The organism is Streptomyces sp. NPDC042346 (genome assembly GCF_055581845.1).
The window spans coordinates 38,995-57,682 of record NZ_JBVJEH010000003.1; the positions used below are offsets into that span (position 1 = coordinate 38,995).

20 protein-coding genes are annotated in these 18,688 nt (G+C 71.9%); 14 read left to right on the top strand and 6 right to left on the bottom strand.

Annotated features, from left to right (window positions below; translation table 11 throughout):
• Positions 1-439: 439 nt before the first annotated feature.
• Positions 440-925: a TrmO family methyltransferase domain-containing protein gene (locus ACZ6K0_RS13900; protein WP_469233795.1), complete on the bottom strand. Its 486-nt coding sequence runs from the start codon at positions 923-925 to the stop codon at positions 440-442.
• Between the two features lie 58 nt (positions 926-983).
• The gene (locus tag ACZ6K0_RS13905; protein ID WP_469233794.1) at positions 984-2,372 is read right to left on the bottom strand and encodes a tetratricopeptide repeat protein; all 1,389 of its coding nucleotides are present in this window, start codon (positions 2,370-2,372) and stop codon (positions 984-986) included.
• A gap of 185 nt (positions 2,373-2,557) precedes the next feature.
• Here ACZ6K0_RS13905 and ACZ6K0_RS13910 point away from each other — a divergent pair, with 185 nt between their 5' ends.
• The 4 genes from ACZ6K0_RS13910 to ACZ6K0_RS13925 all read left to right on the top strand — a co-directional run bounded on the left by ACZ6K0_RS13910 (position 2,558) and on the right by ACZ6K0_RS13925 (position 5,043).
• Entirely contained in the window at positions 2,558-3,022 is a 465-nt protein-coding gene (locus ACZ6K0_RS13910; protein WP_469576048.1) for an ATP-binding protein, read from the top strand.
• Positions 3,019-3,222 carry a hypothetical protein gene (locus tag ACZ6K0_RS13915; RefSeq protein WP_469233790.1) on the top strand — a complete coding sequence of 68 codons (204 nt, stop codon included), beginning with the start codon at positions 3,019-3,021 and terminating at the stop codon, positions 3,220-3,222. The genes ACZ6K0_RS13910 and ACZ6K0_RS13915 overlap by 4 nt, the downstream gene beginning before the upstream one ends.
• On the top strand, positions 3,219-3,860 hold the full coding sequence (locus ACZ6K0_RS13920) for an ATP-binding protein (RefSeq protein WP_469233788.1): 642 nt from the start codon (positions 3,219-3,221) through the stop codon (positions 3,858-3,860). Before ACZ6K0_RS13915 ends, ACZ6K0_RS13920 begins: the two co-directional genes overlap by 4 nt.
• Positions 3,861-3,930: 70 nt before the next feature.
• Positions 3,931-5,043: an MrcB family domain-containing protein gene (locus ACZ6K0_RS13925; protein ID WP_469233786.1), complete on the top strand. Its 1,113-nt coding sequence runs from the start codon at positions 3,931-3,933 to the stop codon at positions 5,041-5,043.
• Between the two features lie 8 nt (positions 5,044-5,051).
• Here the strand turns inward: ACZ6K0_RS13925 and ACZ6K0_RS13930 are convergent, their stop codons facing one another.
• The gene (locus tag ACZ6K0_RS13930) at positions 5,052-6,056 is read right to left on the bottom strand and encodes a hypothetical protein (protein ID WP_469233784.1); all 1,005 of its coding nucleotides are present in this window, start codon (positions 6,054-6,056) and stop codon (positions 5,052-5,054) included.
• A gap of 63 nt (positions 6,057-6,119) precedes the next feature.
• Here ACZ6K0_RS13930 and ACZ6K0_RS13935 point away from each other — a divergent pair, with 63 nt between their 5' ends.
• The 3 genes from ACZ6K0_RS13935 to ACZ6K0_RS13945 are packed head-to-tail and all read left to right on the top strand — an operon-like array spanning position 6,120 to position 8,682.
• Entirely contained in the window at positions 6,120-6,968 is an 849-nt protein-coding gene (locus ACZ6K0_RS13935) for a class E sortase (RefSeq protein WP_469233782.1), read from the top strand.
• A gap of 5 nt (positions 6,969-6,973) precedes the next feature.
• Positions 6,974-7,165 carry a hypothetical protein gene (locus ACZ6K0_RS13940; RefSeq protein WP_376405760.1) on the top strand — a complete coding sequence of 64 codons (192 nt, stop codon included), beginning with the start codon at positions 6,974-6,976 and terminating at the stop codon, positions 7,163-7,165.
• Positions 7,166-7,203: 38 nt separating this feature from the next.
• On the top strand, positions 7,204-8,682 hold the full coding sequence (locus ACZ6K0_RS13945; RefSeq protein ID WP_469233837.1) for a sodium:solute symporter family protein: 1,479 nt from the start codon (positions 7,204-7,206) through the stop codon (positions 8,680-8,682).
• Here the strand turns inward: ACZ6K0_RS13945 and ACZ6K0_RS13950 are convergent.
• Positions 8,636-10,018 (bottom strand): MFS transporter, encoded by a 1,383-nt coding sequence (locus ACZ6K0_RS13950; protein ID WP_376405485.1) that lies wholly within the window; start codon positions 10,016-10,018, stop codon positions 8,636-8,638. The genes ACZ6K0_RS13945 and ACZ6K0_RS13950 overlap by 47 nt on opposite strands.
• Positions 10,019-10,107: 89 nt before the next feature.
• On the opposite strand from ACZ6K0_RS13950, the gene ACZ6K0_RS13955 reads away from it, so the two are divergent.
• The 5 genes from ACZ6K0_RS13955 (at position 10,108) to ACZ6K0_RS13975 (ending at position 14,593) form a co-directional block, all read left to right on the top strand.
• Positions 10,108-10,701, top strand: a complete 594-nt coding sequence (locus tag ACZ6K0_RS13955) for a winged helix-turn-helix transcriptional regulator (RefSeq protein ID WP_469233780.1) — start codon at positions 10,108-10,110, stop codon at positions 10,699-10,701.
• A gap of 58 nt (positions 10,702-10,759) precedes the next feature.
• Positions 10,760-11,053 (top strand): DUF6412 domain-containing protein, encoded by a 294-nt coding sequence (locus ACZ6K0_RS13960; protein ID WP_376405489.1) that lies wholly within the window; start codon positions 10,760-10,762, stop codon positions 11,051-11,053.
• 106 nt (positions 11,054-11,159) lie between these two features.
• A complete protein-coding gene (locus tag ACZ6K0_RS13965; RefSeq protein WP_469233778.1) occupies positions 11,160-11,945 on the top strand; it encodes a YidC/Oxa1 family membrane protein insertase in 786 nt (261 codons plus the stop codon).
• Between the two features lie 138 nt (positions 11,946-12,083).
• Positions 12,084-12,941, top strand: coding sequence for a fumarylacetoacetate hydrolase family protein (locus ACZ6K0_RS13970; RefSeq protein WP_376405764.1), 858 nt, complete (start codon positions 12,084-12,086; stop codon positions 12,939-12,941).
• 107 nt (positions 12,942-13,048) lie between these two features.
• On the top strand, positions 13,049-14,593 hold the full coding sequence (locus ACZ6K0_RS13975) for a choice-of-anchor A family protein (protein ID WP_469233776.1): 1,545 nt from the start codon (positions 13,049-13,051) through the stop codon (positions 14,591-14,593).
• On the opposite strand, the gene ACZ6K0_RS13980 is transcribed toward ACZ6K0_RS13975, so the two are convergent.
• On the bottom strand, positions 14,565-15,050 hold the full coding sequence (locus tag ACZ6K0_RS13980) for a heme-degrading domain-containing protein (protein ID WP_376405495.1): 486 nt from the start codon (positions 15,048-15,050) through the stop codon (positions 14,565-14,567). The genes ACZ6K0_RS13975 and ACZ6K0_RS13980 overlap by 29 nt on opposite strands.
• Positions 15,047-16,171: a Gfo/Idh/MocA family oxidoreductase gene (locus tag ACZ6K0_RS13985; RefSeq protein WP_469233775.1), complete on the bottom strand. Its 1,125-nt coding sequence runs from the start codon at positions 16,169-16,171 to the stop codon at positions 15,047-15,049. The genes ACZ6K0_RS13980 and ACZ6K0_RS13985 overlap by 4 nt, the downstream gene beginning before the upstream one ends.
• A gap of 101 nt (positions 16,172-16,272) precedes the next feature.
• On the opposite strand from ACZ6K0_RS13985, the gene ACZ6K0_RS13990 reads away from it, so the two are divergent.
• Complete coding sequence (locus ACZ6K0_RS13990) at positions 16,273-17,367, top strand: ROK family transcriptional regulator (RefSeq protein ID WP_469233834.1); 1,095 nt, start codon at positions 16,273-16,275, stop codon at positions 17,365-17,367.
• Positions 17,368-17,492: 125 nt separating this feature from the next.
• Positions 17,493-18,680, top strand: a complete 1,188-nt coding sequence (locus ACZ6K0_RS13995) for a hypothetical protein (protein ID WP_469233774.1) — start codon at positions 17,493-17,495, stop codon at positions 18,678-18,680.
• The last annotated feature ends 8 nt before the right edge of the window (positions 18,681-18,688 follow it).

Below are 18,688 nucleotides of genomic sequence, written 5' to 3' on the forward strand. Positions count from 1 at the left end.
TTGTCGCTTATTTCGAGGGCTGTTACCTGGAGTAGTTGCGGGTTAGGCGTGCCCCTAACCACCGGGAGTGATCAGCGGGGCCTGAATCCCCACCACCCACCGGCCGTGGCCCGCTTAGCTCGGCCCGGCTGCCCCATTCAACGACCGCGCACCCCGAACCGACGGAAGGTGCCCACCCGCCCCAGGCGCGGACCAAGCCCCCACCCACCGGCCTGCCACCCGCTCCCGCTACCCCGGCCCCCGGACCGCCCTCCGAGAGGTTTTTCGCTCCTGGAGCCGCCGGGTCAAGGGTGGGCGCAGCCCATCGCGTAGCGACGCCGAAGGCGCCCTTGACGCGGTGGTGGAAGGTGCGACTCTCGGAAAGAGGGCGGTCCCACCAGAAGCTCACCGGAAACGACCACCCTCAGAGCCCCGCCCGGCATGAAGCCGCTACCTCGCCTCAGCGTTCGGAGGCGTTTCTCCAGTAGTCCGCGAGCATCTCGCCCGGCCAGGTCGGCTGAGTGACGGGCCCACGGGGGAGCATTTCTTGGAACACCGCTACAAGATCGACGACCTCCGTGCCGTCGTCGGCGTCGAGGTCCGCGACGTGCAGGTCACGTCCTTCGACCTTGAGTAGTGTCGGAAAAGACGTGGCGAGCCGTGCCGGGCGCCGATGGTTGTGGTGGACGAAAGTGCCAGTCGCTGGCCATGCGGGGTTGTCGCGGGGGCTGCGTGCGTGAAGCGCGACATCGTCCGGGGAGCCGAGGTTGAAGAACCACGTGACCTGGAGGTGGGAGAATTCCTCGATGCCCTGAAGGGTCTCCACGGGGAATTCCGGCCGCAGACGGATGATCGATTCCACCCCGCCCTTGAAGTCGTCGAGCCGTCCGGTGTGGCCTCCGACTACGTCGGCGATGACCGGCACCTCGATGGACTGTGCAGGCACGGTTTGCCCTTCTTCCTTCTCGGCAACGCCCCTTGTGGGATACGGGACTTCGGCGCTGTCAGGTTACTCGCAGGAGTGCGGCCCGAGCTCGTTCGTCGATAGCGGAGGCGGAGGGGATTCCGCGGTTGCGAAACGGGGACAGGATTGTCCGCATGGTGACGGCCGCTTCCCGAGCTCTGCCGGACTGAACCCCGTCCATCGCGTCCAGGGCCCGGGACCAGGTCGTGCAGGCCGCGTCGATGTTGCCCTGTCCGGCTTGGACCGCACCCATATATCCGAGCGTGACGGCGTGGGTTCGACTGAAGGAGTCGGCCCTACGGTGTCGGACGCTGGTACGGAAGTGGTGCAGCGCACCGTCCAGGTCGCCCAGGGCCCACAGAGTGCGGGCTGTTTCATGTGCGAGGGACGCTTCCTGGAAGAACCAGACCCGATGCGGCTCGTCGTCGCCCGCTGTTGCCCCAGCAAGGTCGGTCTCGGCCTGGTGGATCGCGGCGATGGCGTTGCCTCTCTGACCGTCCACGGCCAACGCTCGCGCACGTACGACACCGATCAAGGCTCTTTCACGCGGGGTGGCGCGGGTGTATCGCTTGCGCTCGATGGAGGCGGTGGCAAGGTCCAGGGCCGCCCTGCCGTGTCCCAGGTCTATGGCCTGATGAGCCATCGCCCGCAGGATGTGCCCCGCGAGGGGAGCGTCGTCGGCTTCGGCGGCCAGCTTGAGCGCGAGGGTGAAGTAGCGTCGCGCGGGCTCGTGCTGGGAGGCGTCGAAACTCATCCAGCCGGCCACGTACACGGCCTCGGCTGCCGCCGAATACAGAGATCGACGCGAGTGCTCATTGCTGAACACTCCGCTGACGTACCTGGCGACATCGTCGACGATGTACTGGTAGAGGGCTGTCCGACCGTCGACGCCGCCGTGCCGTTGATCGCGTCGGGCGAAGAACTCGGTCATCTCGCGAACGGCCCGCACTTCGGTCTCGCCAACCCTTCGGTTCGGGCCGACCGTGCGGGAGCGCGCCCGCTGTGGGGCTTCGTCCCACCATGGCTCCCTGGGTAGGACCAATCCGCCGACGGAGTAGGCGGCGACGCCGGTGAAGAGCCGGCGGCGGTCGCGGTCCATGCTGTTCCTCCCCAAGTCGACCAGAGTCGTCAGCGTGTCGGTGTCCCACTCGGACGGGGTGACCGTATCCGAGCCATGTCCCGCGAGGCCGAGCTCCGCGAGCGTGAGGGGACGCCCCAATCGCCGCGACAGAGTCTCGCGCAGGATGTCGGCCGCCCGGCCCCGGGGTCGGGTACCCGCGACCCACATGGCGATGTGTGAGCGCTTGACGGTGAGGAGTTCATCGATGCCGGCCTCTGCCGCGACACGCACTACCGCGGCAGCCACGACGGGCTGCGACCAGCCGGTCTCTGCGATCACCGCGGCCAGTTCAACGTTCCTGCGCGCCATGCTGCGCCCCTGTTCACAAGAGAACAATCTTTGACGGGTTTGACGGCATCGGAGCCCGAACGGGGATGCCCGCCCACCGCGAATCGCGGTTCGCTGAGAGAACACGAAACCACCAACCGGCTACGGCGGGAGGGCAACTAGTGACTTTCAGCCACGCGGGTGATGACGACGGTGGAGCGGCGGGGATGTCCGCACGCGAGTGGCTCACACCTCCTTCCATCGGGCGCCCTACAGCTGCGGTTGTCACGTCTCGCCCCACGGGGTACCCCGCCTACTCGCAGACGCTCCCGCGTGAGGCGCGGAGCGCGGGAGTCGCTCGCCGGCTGGTCTGCACGGCGCTGACTCTCTGGGGCCTGGATTCGTTGGCTGAGGACGCCACGCTCGTGATGACCGAGCTGGTCTCCAACGCGGTCGACCACAGTCGACTTCCGTCGATCCGCGTGATTGTCTCCCGGCCCTCCGCGCATGGGGTTCGCGTGGGCGTGGTCGACCGCTCCAGGGTTGTCCCGATCCTGAATACGGACCCCAACGGTGACCAAGTCCGGGGGCGAGGTCTGCTTCTGGTCGAGACGCTCACGGAGAGATGGGATACCGAGCTGTACCGGTGGGGCAAGCAGGTCTGGGCCGAGCTGAAGGAGGAGCGGGCGTGAAGGACGGGAAGCCCTGGGTGGGCGATCAGGTACGCGACGAGGTCACCAACCGGAAGGCCATCGTGACCGACGTCCGAGGGGGCTCCGTCTACGTCCTGCGCCACGTTTGGGGCGGGGGCGGCACATGGGAGGCCGAGGACGCCGAGAGACTCACGGTGACAGAGCCCGCTGGAGGTGGCGAGCGGGAGGAGGCGATGTGAACCAGGACGCGTGCATGCTGCGGAAGCCGTGGGAGTTCTCGTTCTTGGCCGAGCCTCAGGAAGTTGCCGCGTTGCGGCGTATCGTGCGGCTTCACCTCAGGGCCTGGGGCTTGCCACGGCAGATCGAGGTGGCTCAACTCTGCGTGAGTGAACTCGTCACGAACGTGATTCGGCACGCGGGTCCGGGGACGCCGGCGGTGCTGATTTTGGCGATGAATGGCACCTACCTGCGGATCGAAATGCGCGATTCGGACAGCCAGTCGCTGCCGGCGCTGATCACCGCTGGTCCTGACTCCGAGTCCGGCTGGGGCATGGCGCTGCTGGACGCGATGGCTGACCGCTGGGGCGTTTCGCTGGGGACGGAAGGAAAGGTGACGTGGTGTGAAATTGCCACCGATCTCAATTCACCCAACGGGCACGGGGGAGGCGCGCGCGTCACACGAGCGGAGGCGATGATCTTGCTCTACGGCGCTGTCGCATCCCCGAGATCAGTCAACGCCAGTCGACTGGCCCTTCCCGTGGCCCAGGACGCGGCGATTGATGTGATCGTGGACCTCCTCCATTGGATGGGAGCCCACGGCTACGACACCGACGATGTACTGGACATGGCCCAGACACGGTTCGAATCCGGCCTGTGAAGGGTGCGCGACTTGACGAGGTGGAGCGAGCGCCGCTCAGCGGGGTGACCTCCTGATCTAGATTCTCCGTATGGGGATTCGAGACTTGCTCAGCGAGGTCGCGAGCACATACGACCGCATGGCTGGTTCGACACGCGATGTGAAGGGTCAGCAGGTCTTGCGGGGGGTAGCGGACCGAACGGATCTGGCTCTCCCGCCGGGGTTCCGGGCCAAGGGGCACGGAGGGCAAACGACTCCGGCCGCGACACCGTGGATCGGCATCTTCGACGAGCGCGGCCAGACCGACCCCAAGAAGGGGTTGTATCTCGCCTACATCTTCAGTGCCGATCTGAAGCACGTGTCTCTGACCTTGCAGCAAGGGATCACCTGGTTGGAGGAGCGATTGGGTAGGGGCACCTCGCGCGAGGTGCACCTTCGTCGACATGCGGCGCGACTCCGCCGCGCTGTGTCGCGACAGGAGCGGCACGGTTGGGTAGACGAGCCGGAACTCCGGGACAAGGCGGCGCGCCCTCGGGCTTATGAGGCGGCCAGTGTCATTGCTAAGTCGTACGACACGGCTGCCCTGCCGAGTGATGTCGCGCTGATGGAGGACTTGCTGGTCGCTATCACGTTGCTGCGACGGGCTGAGGAGGCCGACCGCGTTTGGTGGATGAGCGACGACGCGGATGCGCTGGAGATGTCGTACGACCCTGGTGGCCACGCTCACTCGGTCGCCGATCCTCTTGCCGGCTTCCAACCGAAGAGCAGCGGCGAATACATCGCGCAGATCAAGGCCCGCCAGCAAGTCAAGAAGCGCAGCCATGAGGGGCTGATCGAGGACTTCGGCATCCATATCGCGGAGCGCGGATACGTCCCCATCACGCTAGGGCAGCACCCCAAGGACCTTGTCCTGCGGTGTCCGGGTGCCGGGACAGAGGCGCGTGAGGAATGGCTCATCGAAGCCAAGGTTGTTCGCAACGGAAATCCGACCAAGGCGGTTCGTGAGGCGGTGGGGCAGCTCTTCGAGTATCGGCACTTCCTCTATCAGGGGCACTCTGAGCCCTTCCTCATAGGGCTCTTCTCCGAGGAGATCGGCGCCTACGCCTCGTACCTGGAGGACCATGGAATCGCATCGATATGGCGATCCGATGCTGGGTGGAACGGCTCTTCCAGGGCACGGGACTGGGGTATGACCTCCGAGTAGGTCTGCTGTCAGGCCGTAGCACCCCCGTGGCAGCCCCCGTAGCTGCGCGACGCCCCGCACCAGCAAGCCGCGTCGTGGGCCGGGGGCCAGGCTGTGGCGCGGCCGCGGGCTGCCAGGGTGGTGGCGTATTGGGGGAGGAGGTCGGCGTTGGAGGGACGGGTGGCTTCCGAGGCGGCGAAGGCTTCGTAGGAGGGGACCGTCGCTCGGACGATGCCCAGGTTGGGGGTGCCCGCCTGGGCGAGTTCGCGGAGGGAGGCTTCGATGTCGGTGAGGTGGGCTCTGTACGTGGGGTACTCCGCCTCCAGTTCCGGGTACGCCGTCAGGAGCTCGTCGAGTTCCGCTTCCGGCCAGTGCAGGACCGCCACCGGGAAGGGGCGGGAGAGGGCCGTGCGGTAAGTGCCCAGTTCCGAGCGGAGGCGGGTGATCTCGGCCTGGAGTTCCGCCGGGTCCGAGGAGCCCAGTGACCAGAGGCGCTTCGGGTCGTGGAGTTCGTCCAGGGGGACGGCCGCCGTGTGGAGCCGGTCCGCCAGGGTGTCCCAGTCGTCGTGGGGGAGCGCCAGCATCCTGCGGATCCTGTGGCGGGTCGTGAGGAGCGACTGGGTGGCGTGGGGGAGGTCGTGGGGGGTTGTGGCGAGGAGCGTCGCCGCTTCTGTGAGCGTGGACTCCGCCGCTTCCAGTTCGTCGTGCGCCTCCAGCGTCTCCGCCGTGATCTCCCACGGTGCCGCGTCCGCCGGCTTGGCGCGCCGGACGCCGTCGATGATCGCCCGCGCCTCGGCCTCGTGGCCGTACTCCCAGAGGTTCGCCGCCTTCAGCGCTCTGATCAGGTGCGGGTTCGCGGGGGAGGAGGTCAGGAGCTCGTCGTAGAGGGCCGTCGCCCCCGGGCGGTCGCCCGCCAGTTCCCGGTGGGCCGCGGCCTGGAGGTAGAGCGGTTCCCGGTCTCCCGGGTACTGCGCTGCCGTACGCAGCAGGCGCTCGGCTTCGGTGGTGTGGGCGGCAGGAGTGTCGGGGCGCATACCCTTCACCGTACTGCTGTACGGGCCTGGAGAGTTGGTGCCTCAGCGCTTATCGTGCCCCGCGTGCGGGCCAGGGTGCAGGACAGGGTGCGGGAGCGGGTGCCGGTCGTCGTCCAGGGGCGGGGGCGGCGTCGTCGGGGTGCCCGTGTGCTCTGGGTCTGTGCCGAGGCCGTCGTCACCTGCGGGGTTGTCGTTCTTCTTCTTGTCGTCCATCAGCTCTGGTGGACGAATCAGGAGGCCCGTGCCGAGGCCCGCGAGCAGGTGAGCGCCCTGGAGCGCGAGTGGGAGCGGGAGTGGGAGATCTCTCCCCCGGGGCGTGACGTGGAGCCCGAGGAAGTGGTGGTGGGCGAGGGCGTCGGGGACGTTCGTGGGGGAGGCGTCGGTGACGACGCCGGGGGTTCTTCCGGGGGCGTCGAATCCGAGGCTCCTCCCCGCGCCTCCTCGCCTCGTGCCCCTTCCCCCTCCGACTCCCGCGCCTTCGCCGTTCTCCGTATTCCCCGGATCGGCCTTACCGCGCCCGTCGCCCGCGGCGTCTCCAAGCGTTCTGTCCTCGACAAGGGGTACGTCGGGCACTATCCCGGCACCGCCGGGCCCGGGCTTCCCGGGAACTTCGCGGTTGCCGGGCATCGCAACACCCACGGCGAGCCCTTCCGGTACATCAACCGGCTCCGCGAAGGGGATCGCATCACCGTGCGGACCCGGGAGCGGACGTACACGTACCGCGTCGACCAGGTCCTTCCGCAGACCGCGCCCCGTGACGTCGGGGTCGTCCGCGCCGTTCCGCGGTCGCTCGTCAAGCCGTCCTACGGGTACTCCGCCGCCGGGTCCTACCTCACCCTCACCACCTGCACCCCCGAGTTCAGCAGTGCCTACCGGCTCGTCGTCTGGGCGAAGCTAATCTCGACCGGGTGAACCGGCTGATCAGACGCAGGCCCCAGTTGCTGTGGCTCCTCGTTCCGTACGTGTTGTTCGTCGCCGCGCTGCCGCTGGTGAACTCCGTTCCGCTGTTCGTCCTGTGGCTGTTCGGGGCGACCGTCCTCACGCCGTTCGCCGTCGCCCTCGCCCGGCGAGGGGACCGGCAGGGGGACCGGCGGGAGGGGCGGTCGTGAGTCCTGCGCTCGTCGCCGTCACCGTCTTCGGCGTCTTCATGGTGCTCACCGTTCTCCTCGGGCTTCTCGCCGTGAGGCGGGACACCAGCGGTGGGCTCGACGGGTGGTCGGTCGGCGGGCGTTCGCTCGGGCCCGTTTTCATCTGGGTGTTGATGGCGGGGGAGGGCTATACGAGTTTCAGTTATCTCGGGGCCGCCGGCTGGGGCTACAACTACGGCGCCCCCGTCCTGTACGTCGTCGCCTACATGTCCTGCGGCTACGCCGTCGGTTACGTCGTCGGGCCCATGCTCTGGGGGTACGCCCGCAAGCACGGGCTCGTCTCCCTCAGCGACATCGCCGCCCACCGCTACCGCCGGCCCTGGCTCGGCGCGGCCGTCGCCGTCCTCGCGACCGTGTTCCTCCTGCCGTACATCCAGCTCCAGATCACCGGCATGGGCGTGGTCGTGTCGACGATCTCGTACGGCACGATCGGGCTGGATCTCGCGTACTTCCTGGCCTTCGCCGTCACCACCGGCTTCGTCGTGGTCAGCGGGCTCCGCGGCAGCGCCTGGGTGTCCGTCCTCAAGGACGCGCTCGTGATTCTCACGCTGGGATTTCTTGCCGTGTACGTGCCGCTGCACTACTTCGGCGGGATCGGGGAGTTCTTCGGGCGGCTCGTCGACGAGAAGAGCGAGTGGCTGTCGCTTCCCGGGCACGGCGGCGAGCAGAGCGGGTACGGCGTCGGCTGGTTCGCCTCCACGACCGTCCTCAACTCCCTCACCGTCGTCATCTTCCCGACCACCGTCGCCGGGTACCTCGGTGCCCGTGACGCCGACACCCTCCGGCGCAACGCCGTCTGGCTGCCCGCCTACAACGTCCTTCTCTTCGTTCCCATGCTCCTCGGCATGGCCGCCCTCTTCGTCGTCCCGGGTCTCGTCGGCGCCGAGTCGAACCTCGCCCTCTTCGAGCTCGTCACCGACTCGCTCCCCGCCTGGGCCGTCGGTCTCGTCGGGGTGGCGGCCGCGCTCTCCTCGATCGTCCCGATGGCCGTGTTCATGCTCGTCATCGGCACCATGTGGGGGCGGAGCGTGCTTTCGCTCTCCCCCCGTCTGCGGCGCCGGGAGAAGGGCGCCGCCCAGCTCGTGGTCGTCGTCGCGGGGACGCTCGCCCTCGTCATGACGTACACCGCGCCGAACACCCTCGTCCGTCTCTCCCTCATCTCCTACGAAGGGATGGCGCAGCTCCTGCCGTTGGTGTTGCTGGGGCTGGTGTGGCGGGGGATGACGCTGAGGGGTGGGGTGTGCGGGCTCGGGGTCGGGGTCGCGATCGTCTGCGCGCTCGTCTTCTCCGGGAACGATCCGCTGTGGGGCGTCAACGCCGGGCTGCTCGCCCTCGTCGCCAATCTCGCCGTGGCCGTCTCCGTCAGCCTCCTCGGGCCGCCGGAGACCGGCGACGAGCGGCCCGACGAGGACGTCCTCGCCCTGGAGGAGTTCACGGACGCGGCCGTCGTTCCGGCCGCCTCCCCAGTACGGCGGTGAGCGCGGCGCCGGTCAGGGCCAGGCCCGCCGAGACCAGGAGCGCCGTGTCCGGGCCCGCCGTCGTCAGCGCCAGCGTCAGGGCCACGCCCGCCGCGGAACCGATGTAGCGGGCGGTGTTGTTGGCGCCCGAACCCATCGCCGCCCGCTCCGGCGGTACGGAGTCGACGGCGAGCCGGGGCAGCGCCGCGTTCAGGAGGCCGCTGCCCGCGCCCGCCACGAGGAGGCCGGGGAGGAGGCGCGGCCAGGGGCCCTCCAGGCCGCCGAGCAGGGCGAGGACCCCCGCCGCCGACAGGGTGAAGCCCACGGACAGCTGGTACGCGGCGGACAGCCGGCCCGCGAGGCGGCGCGCCTGGAGGGCCACCACGAACGCGGTGCCCGACCAGAGCACGAACAGTCCGGCCGCTCCCAGCGGCGACATCCCCGCCCCGCTCTGGAGCAGTGCGGGCACCACGCTGAACAGGCCGATCACCGCCAGGCCCGTGAACAGCGCCCCGAGCGTCGACGCCAGGAACGCGGGCCGGCGCAGGAGCGCCAGGTCGATCATGGGCGTACGGCTCCGGTGCTCGACCGCCACGAAGACCGCCGCCAGCGCGACGGAGGCCAGCAGGAGGAGGCCCACCGGTGCGCGCAGCCAGCCGTCCCTGCCGAGCGTGAGCGCGGTGAGCAGCGCCGCCAGGGCCAGGCCGAGGGCGACCGCGCCCGGGATGTCGGGGCGGGTCCGCCGCGCCTTCTTCGCCGTGTCGGGGGCGAGCGTGCGTGCGCCGGCCGCCGCGATCACCAGGGCGGCGAGCCCCAGCGCTTCGTACGCGAGCCGCCAGTCGACCAGGCTCAGCGCGCCCGCGAGCAGCGGGCCGAGCGCGATGCCGCCGCTCACCGACGCCCCCCAGATGCCGGTCGCCCTGATCCGGTCGCGGCCCGAGGGGTACGCGTCGGCCAGCAGGCCCAGGCTGCCCGCGAGGACCGCCGCGCTCGCCGCGCCCTGGGCGATCCGGGCCAGGGTGAAGGCGAGGGTGGAGCCCGCGAAGGCGCCGAGGCCGGTGGTGACGCCCAGGGCGAGGGTGCCGAGGAGGAAGACCCGGCGCCGTCCGTGCGCGTCGGCCAGGCTGCCGGCCACGAGGAGGAGGACGGCGAGGCCGAGCGGGGTGCCGTTGAGGAGCCAGGCCCGGGCCGAGTCCGGGGTCCCGAAGGCGGCCGCCGTGTCGGGGAGGGTGAGCATCGGGGCCGTGTAGTTCATCAGCGCGACGGCCGTGGCGGCGCCGGTGACGGCGAGCGTGGCGGAGGGGCGGGCCGGCCGCGTGCGGGCAGGGGCTCCGGAGGTGGTGGCTAGCTGGGGCATGGCAGGGACCTCCACCCGTCAGTTCAATGAACGAACCTAACCTAGCAGCTAGGTTCGTTCAATGAACCTGCAACGGGTACGATGGTTCCATGGCTCTCGGCAAGGACTACGCCCACCAGCAGTGCTCCATCGCCCGCGCCCTTGAGGTCGTCGGCGAGCGCTGGACCCTCCTCGTCGTCCGCGACGCCTTCTACGGCGTCCGCCGCTACAACGACTTCCTCGTCCACCTCGGCGCCCCCCGCGCCGTCCTCGCCGCCCGCCTCCAGGCCCTCGTCGAGGCCGGCGTCCTCGACCGGCGGCGCTACCAGGAGTCGCCCCCGCGCGACGAGTACGTGCTCACCGAGCGCGGCCTCGCCCTCTGGCCCGTCCTGCGCTCGCTCGGCGCCTGGGGGCGGGCCGAGGTCCCCGGAGCCGTACCGGTGCGCCACTTCCACCACGCCGACTGCGGCACCGAGCTCGGCCCGTACGGCGAATGCCCCGCCTGCCGCCTCCCCGTGCCGCCCGCCGACGTCGAGATGCGGCCCGGCGCCGGGCTCGACCCGGACCCGGGCGATCCGGTCGGCCGCGCCCTGCTGCGGCCTCGCCGACTCCTCGTCCCTGTTGTTCCCGGCGATCCTGCTGATTCCGTCCTTCCCGTCGTTCCCGGCGTTCCTGTTGTTCCCGAGGCCGTCGGGAACTCCTGATCGATCCCGTGCGTCATCTGGGTAGGAAAGCCGAGAGACGTGCGAGAGGGGGTGGCCGATGACGGTCAGGAACGTACTCCTGCGCGTGCTCGCGCCGCTCTTCTTCCTCCTCGCCCTCGCCGGCCTCTTCCTCTCCGACGGCGCCGGCCTCGCCGCCGTCGTCCTCGCCGCGACCACCGTCGTCTGCGCCCTCATCGGCGCCCCCACGGCCCCCGCCGTCCCCGCCACCCGCGTCCGTACGGCGATACGCGACCGTGAGCGGCGTACCGCCTTCCTGCCCCAGCGCGATCCCGACGCCGCAGGCCGCCGCAGACCCCGAGCTCCCGGCCGTCCCCTCCCGACGGCCGCGTAGGGAGCCCACGCCGGAGCCCGACGCACACCGGAAGGTCCTCACGCGGATCCGTCATGCCGAGACCCGAATCTCTCCCGGCACGACGAGACCCCACGGAGGGCTCCCCTTGTCCGTTTTCGCTTCCCTGGTCGAGTGGCTCGCCGACCTGCTCCAGCCGCTCTTCGCCACCACCGCCACGGCCGCCGCGATCGTGCTCTTCACGATGCTCGTACGCCTCGCGGTCCATCCGCTCTCCCGGGCGGCCGCGCGCGGCCAGAAGGCCCGCACCCGGATCGCCCCGCAGCTCGCCGCCCTCCGCAAGAAGCACGCCAAGAACCCCGACCGCCTCCGCAAGGCGACGCTGGAGCTGCACGCCAAGGAGAAGGTCTCGCCCTTCGCCGGGATCCTGCCCAGCCTCCTCCAGGCACCCGCGTTCTTCCTCATGTACCACCTGTTCTCCGGCGACCGGATGGCCGGGCACACCCTCTTCGCCGCCCCGCTCGGCGACCACTGGGCCGACGCCCTCTCCCGCGGAGGCGTGTTCGGCCCGGCGGGGCAGGTCTACCTCGTCCTCTTCGCGATCGTCACCGCCGTCGCCGTCTTCACCTACCGCCGCACGAAGCGGCAGCTCGCCGCCCAGCCCCTCGACCTGGGGCAGCCCACGCCCGGCGCGGGGGCCATCGCCAAGGTGATGCCGCTGCTCTCCTTCGCCACCCTGATCACGGTCGCCGTCGTCCCCCTCGCCGCCGCCCTCTACGTCGTCACCAGCACCACCTGGAGCGCCGTCGAGCGGGCGTTCCTCTTCCGGGACCAGGGGGACCAGGGGGAGCAGGAGGCAGGGAAGGCGGCAGGGAAAGAGGCAGGGAAGAAGGTCGGGAAGAAGGCCTCCGGCGCCGTTACTACTCGCGCGTAAGGGTCCAGTGCGTGAACGGGGTCTTGCAGAGTGACCCGTTCTCTTGGAGGATCGACCAATCCTCCGATGGCCGCACTCCATCGGCCGGGGCACCCTCAGGGCCCTTCCCGGGCCCACCTCGACCACCGGGAGAAGACCATGAAGCTGCTGCGCGTAGGCCCGCCGGGAGCCGAGCGTCCCGCCCTGCTCGACCAGGACGGGGTCCTCCGGGACCTGTCCGCGCTCGTCGACGACATCGACGGCGGGCTGCTCGCCGACGCTTCCGCGCTCGACCGGATCCGCGGCGCGGCCGGGGCCGGTGTGCTGCCCCCGCTCGACGCGACCGGGCTGCGCGTCGGCCCGCCGGTCGGCCGGATCGGCAAGGTCGTGTGCATCGGGCTGAACTACCACGGCCACGCCGCCGAGACCGGCCAGGCCGCCCCGGCCGAGCCGGTCGTCTTCCTCAAGGCCGCCGACACGGTCGTCGGCCCGGACGACACCGTGCTCGTGCCGCGCGGCTCGGTCAAGACGGACTGGGAGGTGGAGCTCGCGATCGTCATCGGCCGCACCGCCCGCTACCTGGAGACCGACGAGCAGGCCCTCGCGCACGTCGCCGGCTACGCGGTCGCCCACGACGTCTCCGAGCGCGAGTGGCAGATCGAGCGCGGCGGCACCTGGGACAAGGGCAAGAACTGCGAGACCTTCAACCCGCTCGGCCCCTGGCTGGTCACCGCCGACGAGGTGCCCGACCCGCAGGCCCTCTCCCTCCGCCTCTGGGTGAACGGCGAGCTCAAGCAGGACGGTCACACCTCCGACCAGATCTTCCCGGTCGCGGAGGTCGTCCGGTACGTCAGCCGGTTCATGACGCTCTACCCGGGCGACATCATCAACACCGGTACGCCCGCGGGCGTCGCCATGGGACAGCCGGAGCCGAAGCCGTACCTGCGCCCCGGCGACGTCGTCGAGCTGGAGGTCGAGGGCCTCGGCCGGCAGCGGCAGGAGCTGAAAGGCGCCTGAGGGCGGCTCGGGAGCGCCTGAGCGTGGCCTGAACGCACTGGCGTGAAATTGGCGGCGTCCCGCGTGGGGCGTCGCCATTTTCGTATCGTTTTTGCATATTGCCCCATATGGAACACGACACGCACGACCGGCGGCCCACCCGGCGCCGCCTCGCCGTCATCGCCGCGGCCACGGTCGGGGCCACCGCCCTGGTCGGCGCGCTGGCCGTCAACGGCTTCGCCGATCCCCTGCCGGGCGGCCTCGGCCCCTGCCTGCCGGGCAACTGCCCGCCCAACGGCTTCCCCGACATCAACAGCGGCGCCGTCATCTATCGCGACAACAACATCAACGTCTTCGTCGGGGGCGACTTCCTCGTCCGCGAGGCCGCGGCCGAGGCCGAGGGCAAGGTCGTCGTCCTCGGCGGCTTCGACCAGAACAAGCGCGCCGGCGTCTCGGGCGTCTACAACGTCGGCATCGTCGGCGCCGGCTCACGCGTCCCGCCCGACGACGGCACCGATTTCCTCACCGTCGGCAAGGACCTGACGGTGGCGTCCGGGCAGCGCCTCCTCGCCGAGGAGGCCGAGGTCAAGGGCGTCGTACGGTACGGGGGCCTGCTCTCCGGGACGGTGAACCCCACCCCGGTCCACGACACCGAGGCCGCCGACCCGTACACCGCCCTCCGGGGGCAGCTCACCGACGCCAGCCAGTGCTACGCCTACGTGAACGGCGCCTCCCGCACCCCCACCGGAACGGCCTCCAACAACGACACCGAGACCGTCTTCACGGGTGACGGCACCTCGGCGCTCCAGGTCTTCAACGCCGACTTCGACCTGGAGTCGGCGAGCGGCGGGCAGCAGGGCATCCGCTTCGCGAACATCCCGGCCGACGCGACCGTCCTCGTCAACGTCCTCGGCGCCGACCGCACCGTCGACACCTACATCGCCGGGCTGCCGGACGGCCTGCGCGACCGCGTCCTGTGGAACTTCCCGGACGCCGCGACGGTCAAGTTCGAGGGGACGGCCCAGTTCGCGGGCAGCGTGCTCATCGGCAACCAGGCCAGCACGGCGACGGTCACGATGCCGGGCACGAACGGCCGCTTCTTCACCACCGGGAACCTGACGCACGCCTCGGAGCCCGACGGCGGCGGTGGCCAGGAGATGCACGCCTACCCGTTCAACGGCGACCTCCCGTCCTGCACGGACCCCACGCCCACCCCGACGCCGACGGACCCGACGCCCACGCCGACGGATCCGACGCCGACCCCGACCGACCCGACGCCGACCCCGACCGACCCGACGCCGACCCCGACCGATCCCACCCCGACCCCGACGGACCCCACACCCACGCCGACCGACCCGACGCCGACCCCGACCGACCCCACGCCGACCCCCACCGATCCCACCCCGACGCCCACCGACCCCACGACCGGCGGCTCGACGGGCGGGGACTCGGGCGGCCACACGAACGGCGGCGGCACGGGCGGCGGTGACACCGGCGGTTACGGCGACTCCGGCGGTTACGGCGACTCCGGCGGCAACCACGGCCCGAACGGCGAACTGCCCGAGACCGGCGCCGGCACCGGGAAGATCGTCATGGGCGCCACCGCCGTCGGTCTTGCCCTCGGCGGCGGGATCCTCGTGACCCTCAGCCGTCGCCGGCGGCGTACGAACTGAGCAGTCGCTCCAGTGCCTCGACGACCAGCGCGTGGTCCTCGGCCTGCGGCAGGCCCGAGACCGTGACCGAGCCGATCACCCCCGCGCCCTCGACCGCGACCGGGAACGCACCGCCATGGGCGGCGTACCGGTCGGGGTCGAGGCGCGAGGACGCCTCGAAGGTCGTCCCCTTGGCGCGGAAGCGTGCGCCGACCAGGAACGAACTCGCGCCGTACCGCTCGACGACCCGCCGCTTCCGGTCGATCCAGGCGTCGTTGTCCGCGCTGGACCCCGGCAGCGCGCAGTGGAACAGCTGCTGCGCCCCGCGCCGGATGTCGATCGCGACGGGCGCCCGCCGCTCCCGGGCCAGTCCGACGAGGAGGGTGCCGAGCGTCCAGGCGTCCTCGTGGGTGAAGCGCGGAAGGACCAGGCGGGCCTCCTGGGCCTCCAGTTCGTGGACCTCGCTGACCTCGCTCACAGCGTCACCGTGATCCCCTCGCGGGCCGACCGCTTCGCCGCCTCCAGGACGTCGAGCGCGGCGGCGGCCTCGTGCGCGGTGACCGGGTTCTCGCCGGTGCCGCGCAGGGCGGCGGCGACGGCCGCGTAGTACGCCGGGTAGGCGCCGGGCAGCGACGGGACCGGGGTGCCGCCGCCGGTCAGCGGGGACTCCCCGGAGCCGAGCCGGCCCCACAGCTCCTCCGGCTCCACGCCCCAGACCGTGCCGGGCACCGGCCGCAGGCCCTCGCGCAGGGCGGCCTCCTGCGGGTCGAGCCCGTACTTCACGAAGCCCGCGCGCTGCCCGAGCACCCGGAAACGGGGGCCGAGCTGGGCGGTGGTGGCGCTCACGTACAGATGGGAGCGGACGCCGCCGGCGTGCGTGACCGCGAGGAAGGTGTCGTCGTCGGCGGCGGCGCCCGGGCGGCGCACGTCCGACTCGGCGTACACCGAGACCGCCGGGCCGAAGAGCACGAGGGCCTGGTCGACGACGTGGCTGCCCAGGTCGTACAGCAGCCCGCCGATCTCCTCGGGCGCGCCCGACTCCCGCCAGCCGCCCTTGGGGCGCGGGCGCCACCGCTCGAAGCGGGACTCGAAGCGCTGGACCTCGCCGAGCGCGTCCTCGTCGAGGAGGCGACGGAGGGTCAGGAAGTCGTTGTCCCAGCGGCGGTTCTGGAAGACCGAGAGCAGCAGGCCGCGCTCCTCGGCGAGGGCGGCGAGGCCGCGCGCCTCGGCGGCGGTCCCGGCGAGCGGCTTGTCGACGACGACCGGGATCCCGGCCTCCAGGGCGGCGGTCGCGACCGCGACGTGCGTCTTGTTGGGGGAGGCGACGACGACGAGGTCGAGCGCGTCCGCGCCCCGCTCCCACAGCTCCTCGGGGGAGGCCGCGACCCGTACGCCCGGGTGGGCGGCGCGGGCCTCGGCGGCCCGCTCCGGATTGCCGGTGGTGACGGCGGCGAGGACGAGGTCCTCGGAGGCGGCGATCAGCGGGGCGTGGAAGACGGAGCCCGCGAGGCCGTAGCCGACGAGTCCGACGCGGAGCGGGTCACGCGGTTCGTGCGGGTCGCGCGGGTCACGCGGGGTACGGGGGGCGGTGCCAGTCATGCGTCTCACTTAAGCAACGCTGTTGCCAAAGTGCAAGCGACCGCGACAATGGGGGCGTGAAGAGGGAGCAGAGGTATGCGAGGGGCCTGGGCGTGGGCGGAGTGAACGTACCGGCGCTGCGCAGCCACAACGCCGCGCTCGTGCTCGACCTGCTGCGCACGGCGGGGGAGACGGGGATCAGCCGCCTGGAACTGGCCGAGAGGGCCGGGCTCACCCCCCAGGCCGTCAGCAAGATCACCGCCAGGCTCCGGGCCGAGGGCCTGGCCGTCGAGGCGGGCCACCGCGCCTCGACGGGCGGCAAGCCCCGCACGGTCCTGCGCCTGGAGCCCTCCGCCGGGTACGCGGTCGGCGTCCACCTCGACCGCGACGAGCTGACGACCCTCCTGACGGACCTCGCGGGCGCGGTCGTGGCCCTGCGCCGCCGCCCGGTCGACCTGGGGGAGGGGGCGGGGCCGGTCCTGGACGCGGTGACGGGAGAGGTACGGGCGCTGCTCGCGGAGGGGGACCCCATTCCGGATGCCGCTCCCGATGCCGCTCCCGGTGTCCTCGGTCCCGCCCTCCGTCCCGTCCTCGGAGTCGGCGTCGCCATGCCGGGCCCCCTGGACCATCGTGCCGGGGTGCCCGGCCGGGTGACCGGCTTCCCCTCCTGGGACGGGTATCCGGTACGGGACGAGCTGGCCCGGCGCCTCGGGCTGCCCGTCGTGCTCGACAAGGACACGAACGCCGCAGCCCTCGGCCTCGCCCTGCGGCCCGGGGCACCCGGCTCCTTCGCCTACGTCCACCTCGGTACGGGGCTCGGCGCCGGTCTCGTCCTCGGCGGCGCGCCGCTGCGCGGGGACAGGACCGGGGCGGGCGAGTTCGGGCACCAGACCGTGCAGCTCGACGGGCCCCCGTGCGACTGCGGCGGGCGCGGCTGCCTGGAGGTCCTCTGCCTGGCGGCGGTCGGGCGCGGCGAACTCGCCGAGGCCGCGCGGATCCTCGGCGCGGGCGCGGCCAACCTCGTACGGCTCCTCGACATCGATCAGGTCCTGCTGGGCGGGCGGGTGGTGCTCGGCGCGCCGGAGGTGTTCGCCGACGGGTCCCGGGAGGTCCTCGCCGGGCTCGGGCTCCCGACGCCGGTCGCCGTGGCCGCGGACCCGGAGGCGGTGGCGGTGGGGGCGGCGTGGCTCATCCTTACTCCGATCTTCGGACAATAGGCTGATCAGGCGGATTGTGCGGGCCGTCCGGGGGCGCGAGCGGTGTCGCTGTCCGGCCCGCCCGCACGGGCGTGGCAGCGTCGCGGCCGACCCGTACGCCCGCGAGCAGCAAAGGCAGCCACCCCATGGCACCCGCCCCCCTGCGCCAGCGCACTGCCCTCGCCGAGACCGTGACCGTGACCCTGGCCGCGACGGCGAGAGCGGCGGTCGCCTCGGCCGTCACCGCGACCGCGACCCTCGCCTTCGCGTCCCCGGCCCTGGCGGCCCCCGTCCTGGCGGCCCTGGCATCCCCGGCCCTGGCGTCCCCAGCCCTCGCGGCCCCGGCCGCGGCGTCCCCCGCGCTCGCGTCCCCCGCGCTCGCGTCCCCCGCCCTCGCGAGCCGGGCGCCGGCGGCCGTGTCCCCCGTGGTCCCACCCCTGACCCTGACGGCCCGTGCCCCGTTGGGGGCGCCGGCCACCGCGGCCCCCGCCCCCAACGCCCCGGCCCCCCGCATCCCCGCCCCCGACCCGCCCACGCCCTCCTGCGGCACGGCCCCGGACGGCGGGTTCCCGCTCGCGACCCGGATCCACGGCGGCCCGGCCGACTATGCAGCCGGCGGCTCCCCCCAGGCCTGGAAGCTCGACCTCGAGAACGTCACCGACGCCTCCTGCACCGGCGTCCACCCCGTCCTCGTCCTCACCGACCGGGACCGCGCCCTCCGGCCGGACCAGATCCGCTTCGAGTTCTACGACGAGGGGTCGGCCCGCTGGCGGCCGGTGGCCTTCGAGGAGACCGAGGAGGCCGAGAACGTCGGCGCGTTCACCGGCTTCGGCGGCTTCGCGGTCCCCGCGGGCCGGAGCCTCACCGTCCCCGTACGGCTCGCGTTCCGCGAGGACGCCGCCCCCGACGAGGTCGTCGTGAGCGCGGCGGTCGTCCAGCGCCGGGGCGCCGACGGCGACTGGATCGGCGCGTCCGGCGACTACCGCCTGACCGTCGGCCCCGTCGCCCCGACCGCATCCGGTACGCCCGAGCCGACCGTGGGCGCGACGGACCCGCCCCCGGCTCCCACGGGCCCCGCGGCCAAGCCTCCGAAGGTCCCGAAGGGCCCGAAGGAACCGAAGGATCCGAAGAGCGGCACCACCACCGGCACGACCCCCGAACTCGCCCACACCGGACGGGAGTCCGACCGGGACGCCCTCCTCCTCGCCCCGTTCGCCGCCGCGCTCGTCCTGCTCGGCACCGCCCTCGTCCGCACCGCCCGCCGCACCGCCCGCCGCACCGCGTCCCCCCACTCCGACCGCCCCCGCCACTCCCGCCACCCCCGGCACCCCTGAGCCACGCT

Bases quoted from the DNA above. Each gene is read 5' to 3' on its own strand.
- ACZ6K0_RS13905 (WP_469233794.1), bottom strand. From the start codon at position 2,372: ATGGCGCGCAGGAACGTTGAACTGGCCGCGGTGATCGCAGAGACCGGC.
- ACZ6K0_RS13910 (WP_469576048.1), top strand. From the start codon at position 2,558: ATGTCCGCACGCGAGTGGCTCACACCTCCTTCCATCGGGCGCCCTACA.
- ACZ6K0_RS13925 (WP_469233786.1), top strand. From the start codon at position 3,931: ATGGGGATTCGAGACTTGCTCAGCGAGGTCGCGAGCACATACGACCGC.
- ACZ6K0_RS13930 (WP_469233784.1), bottom strand. From the start codon at position 6,056: ATGCGCCCCGACACTCCTGCCGCCCACACCACCGAAGCCGAGCGCCTG.
- ACZ6K0_RS13945 (WP_469233837.1), top strand. From the start codon at position 7,204: ATGGTGCTCACCGTTCTCCTCGGGCTTCTCGCCGTGAGGCGGGACACC.
- ACZ6K0_RS13950 (WP_376405485.1), bottom strand. From the start codon at position 10,018: ATGCCCCAGCTAGCCACCACCTCCGGAGCCCCTGCCCGCACGCGGCCG.
- ACZ6K0_RS13955 (WP_469233780.1), top strand. From the start codon at position 10,108: ATGGCTCTCGGCAAGGACTACGCCCACCAGCAGTGCTCCATCGCCCGC.
- ACZ6K0_RS13960 (WP_376405489.1), top strand. From the start codon at position 10,760: ATGACGGTCAGGAACGTACTCCTGCGCGTGCTCGCGCCGCTCTTCTTC.
- ACZ6K0_RS13970 (WP_376405764.1), top strand. From the start codon at position 12,084: ATGAAGCTGCTGCGCGTAGGCCCGCCGGGAGCCGAGCGTCCCGCCCTG.
- ACZ6K0_RS13975 (WP_469233776.1), top strand. From the start codon at position 13,049: ATGGAACACGACACGCACGACCGGCGGCCCACCCGGCGCCGCCTCGCC.
- ACZ6K0_RS13985 (WP_469233775.1), bottom strand. From the start codon at position 16,171: ATGACTGGCACCGCCCCCCGTACCCCGCGTGACCCGCGCGACCCGCAC.
- ACZ6K0_RS13995 (WP_469233774.1), top strand. From the start codon at position 17,493: ATGGCACCCGCCCCCCTGCGCCAGCGCACTGCCCTCGCCGAGACCGTG.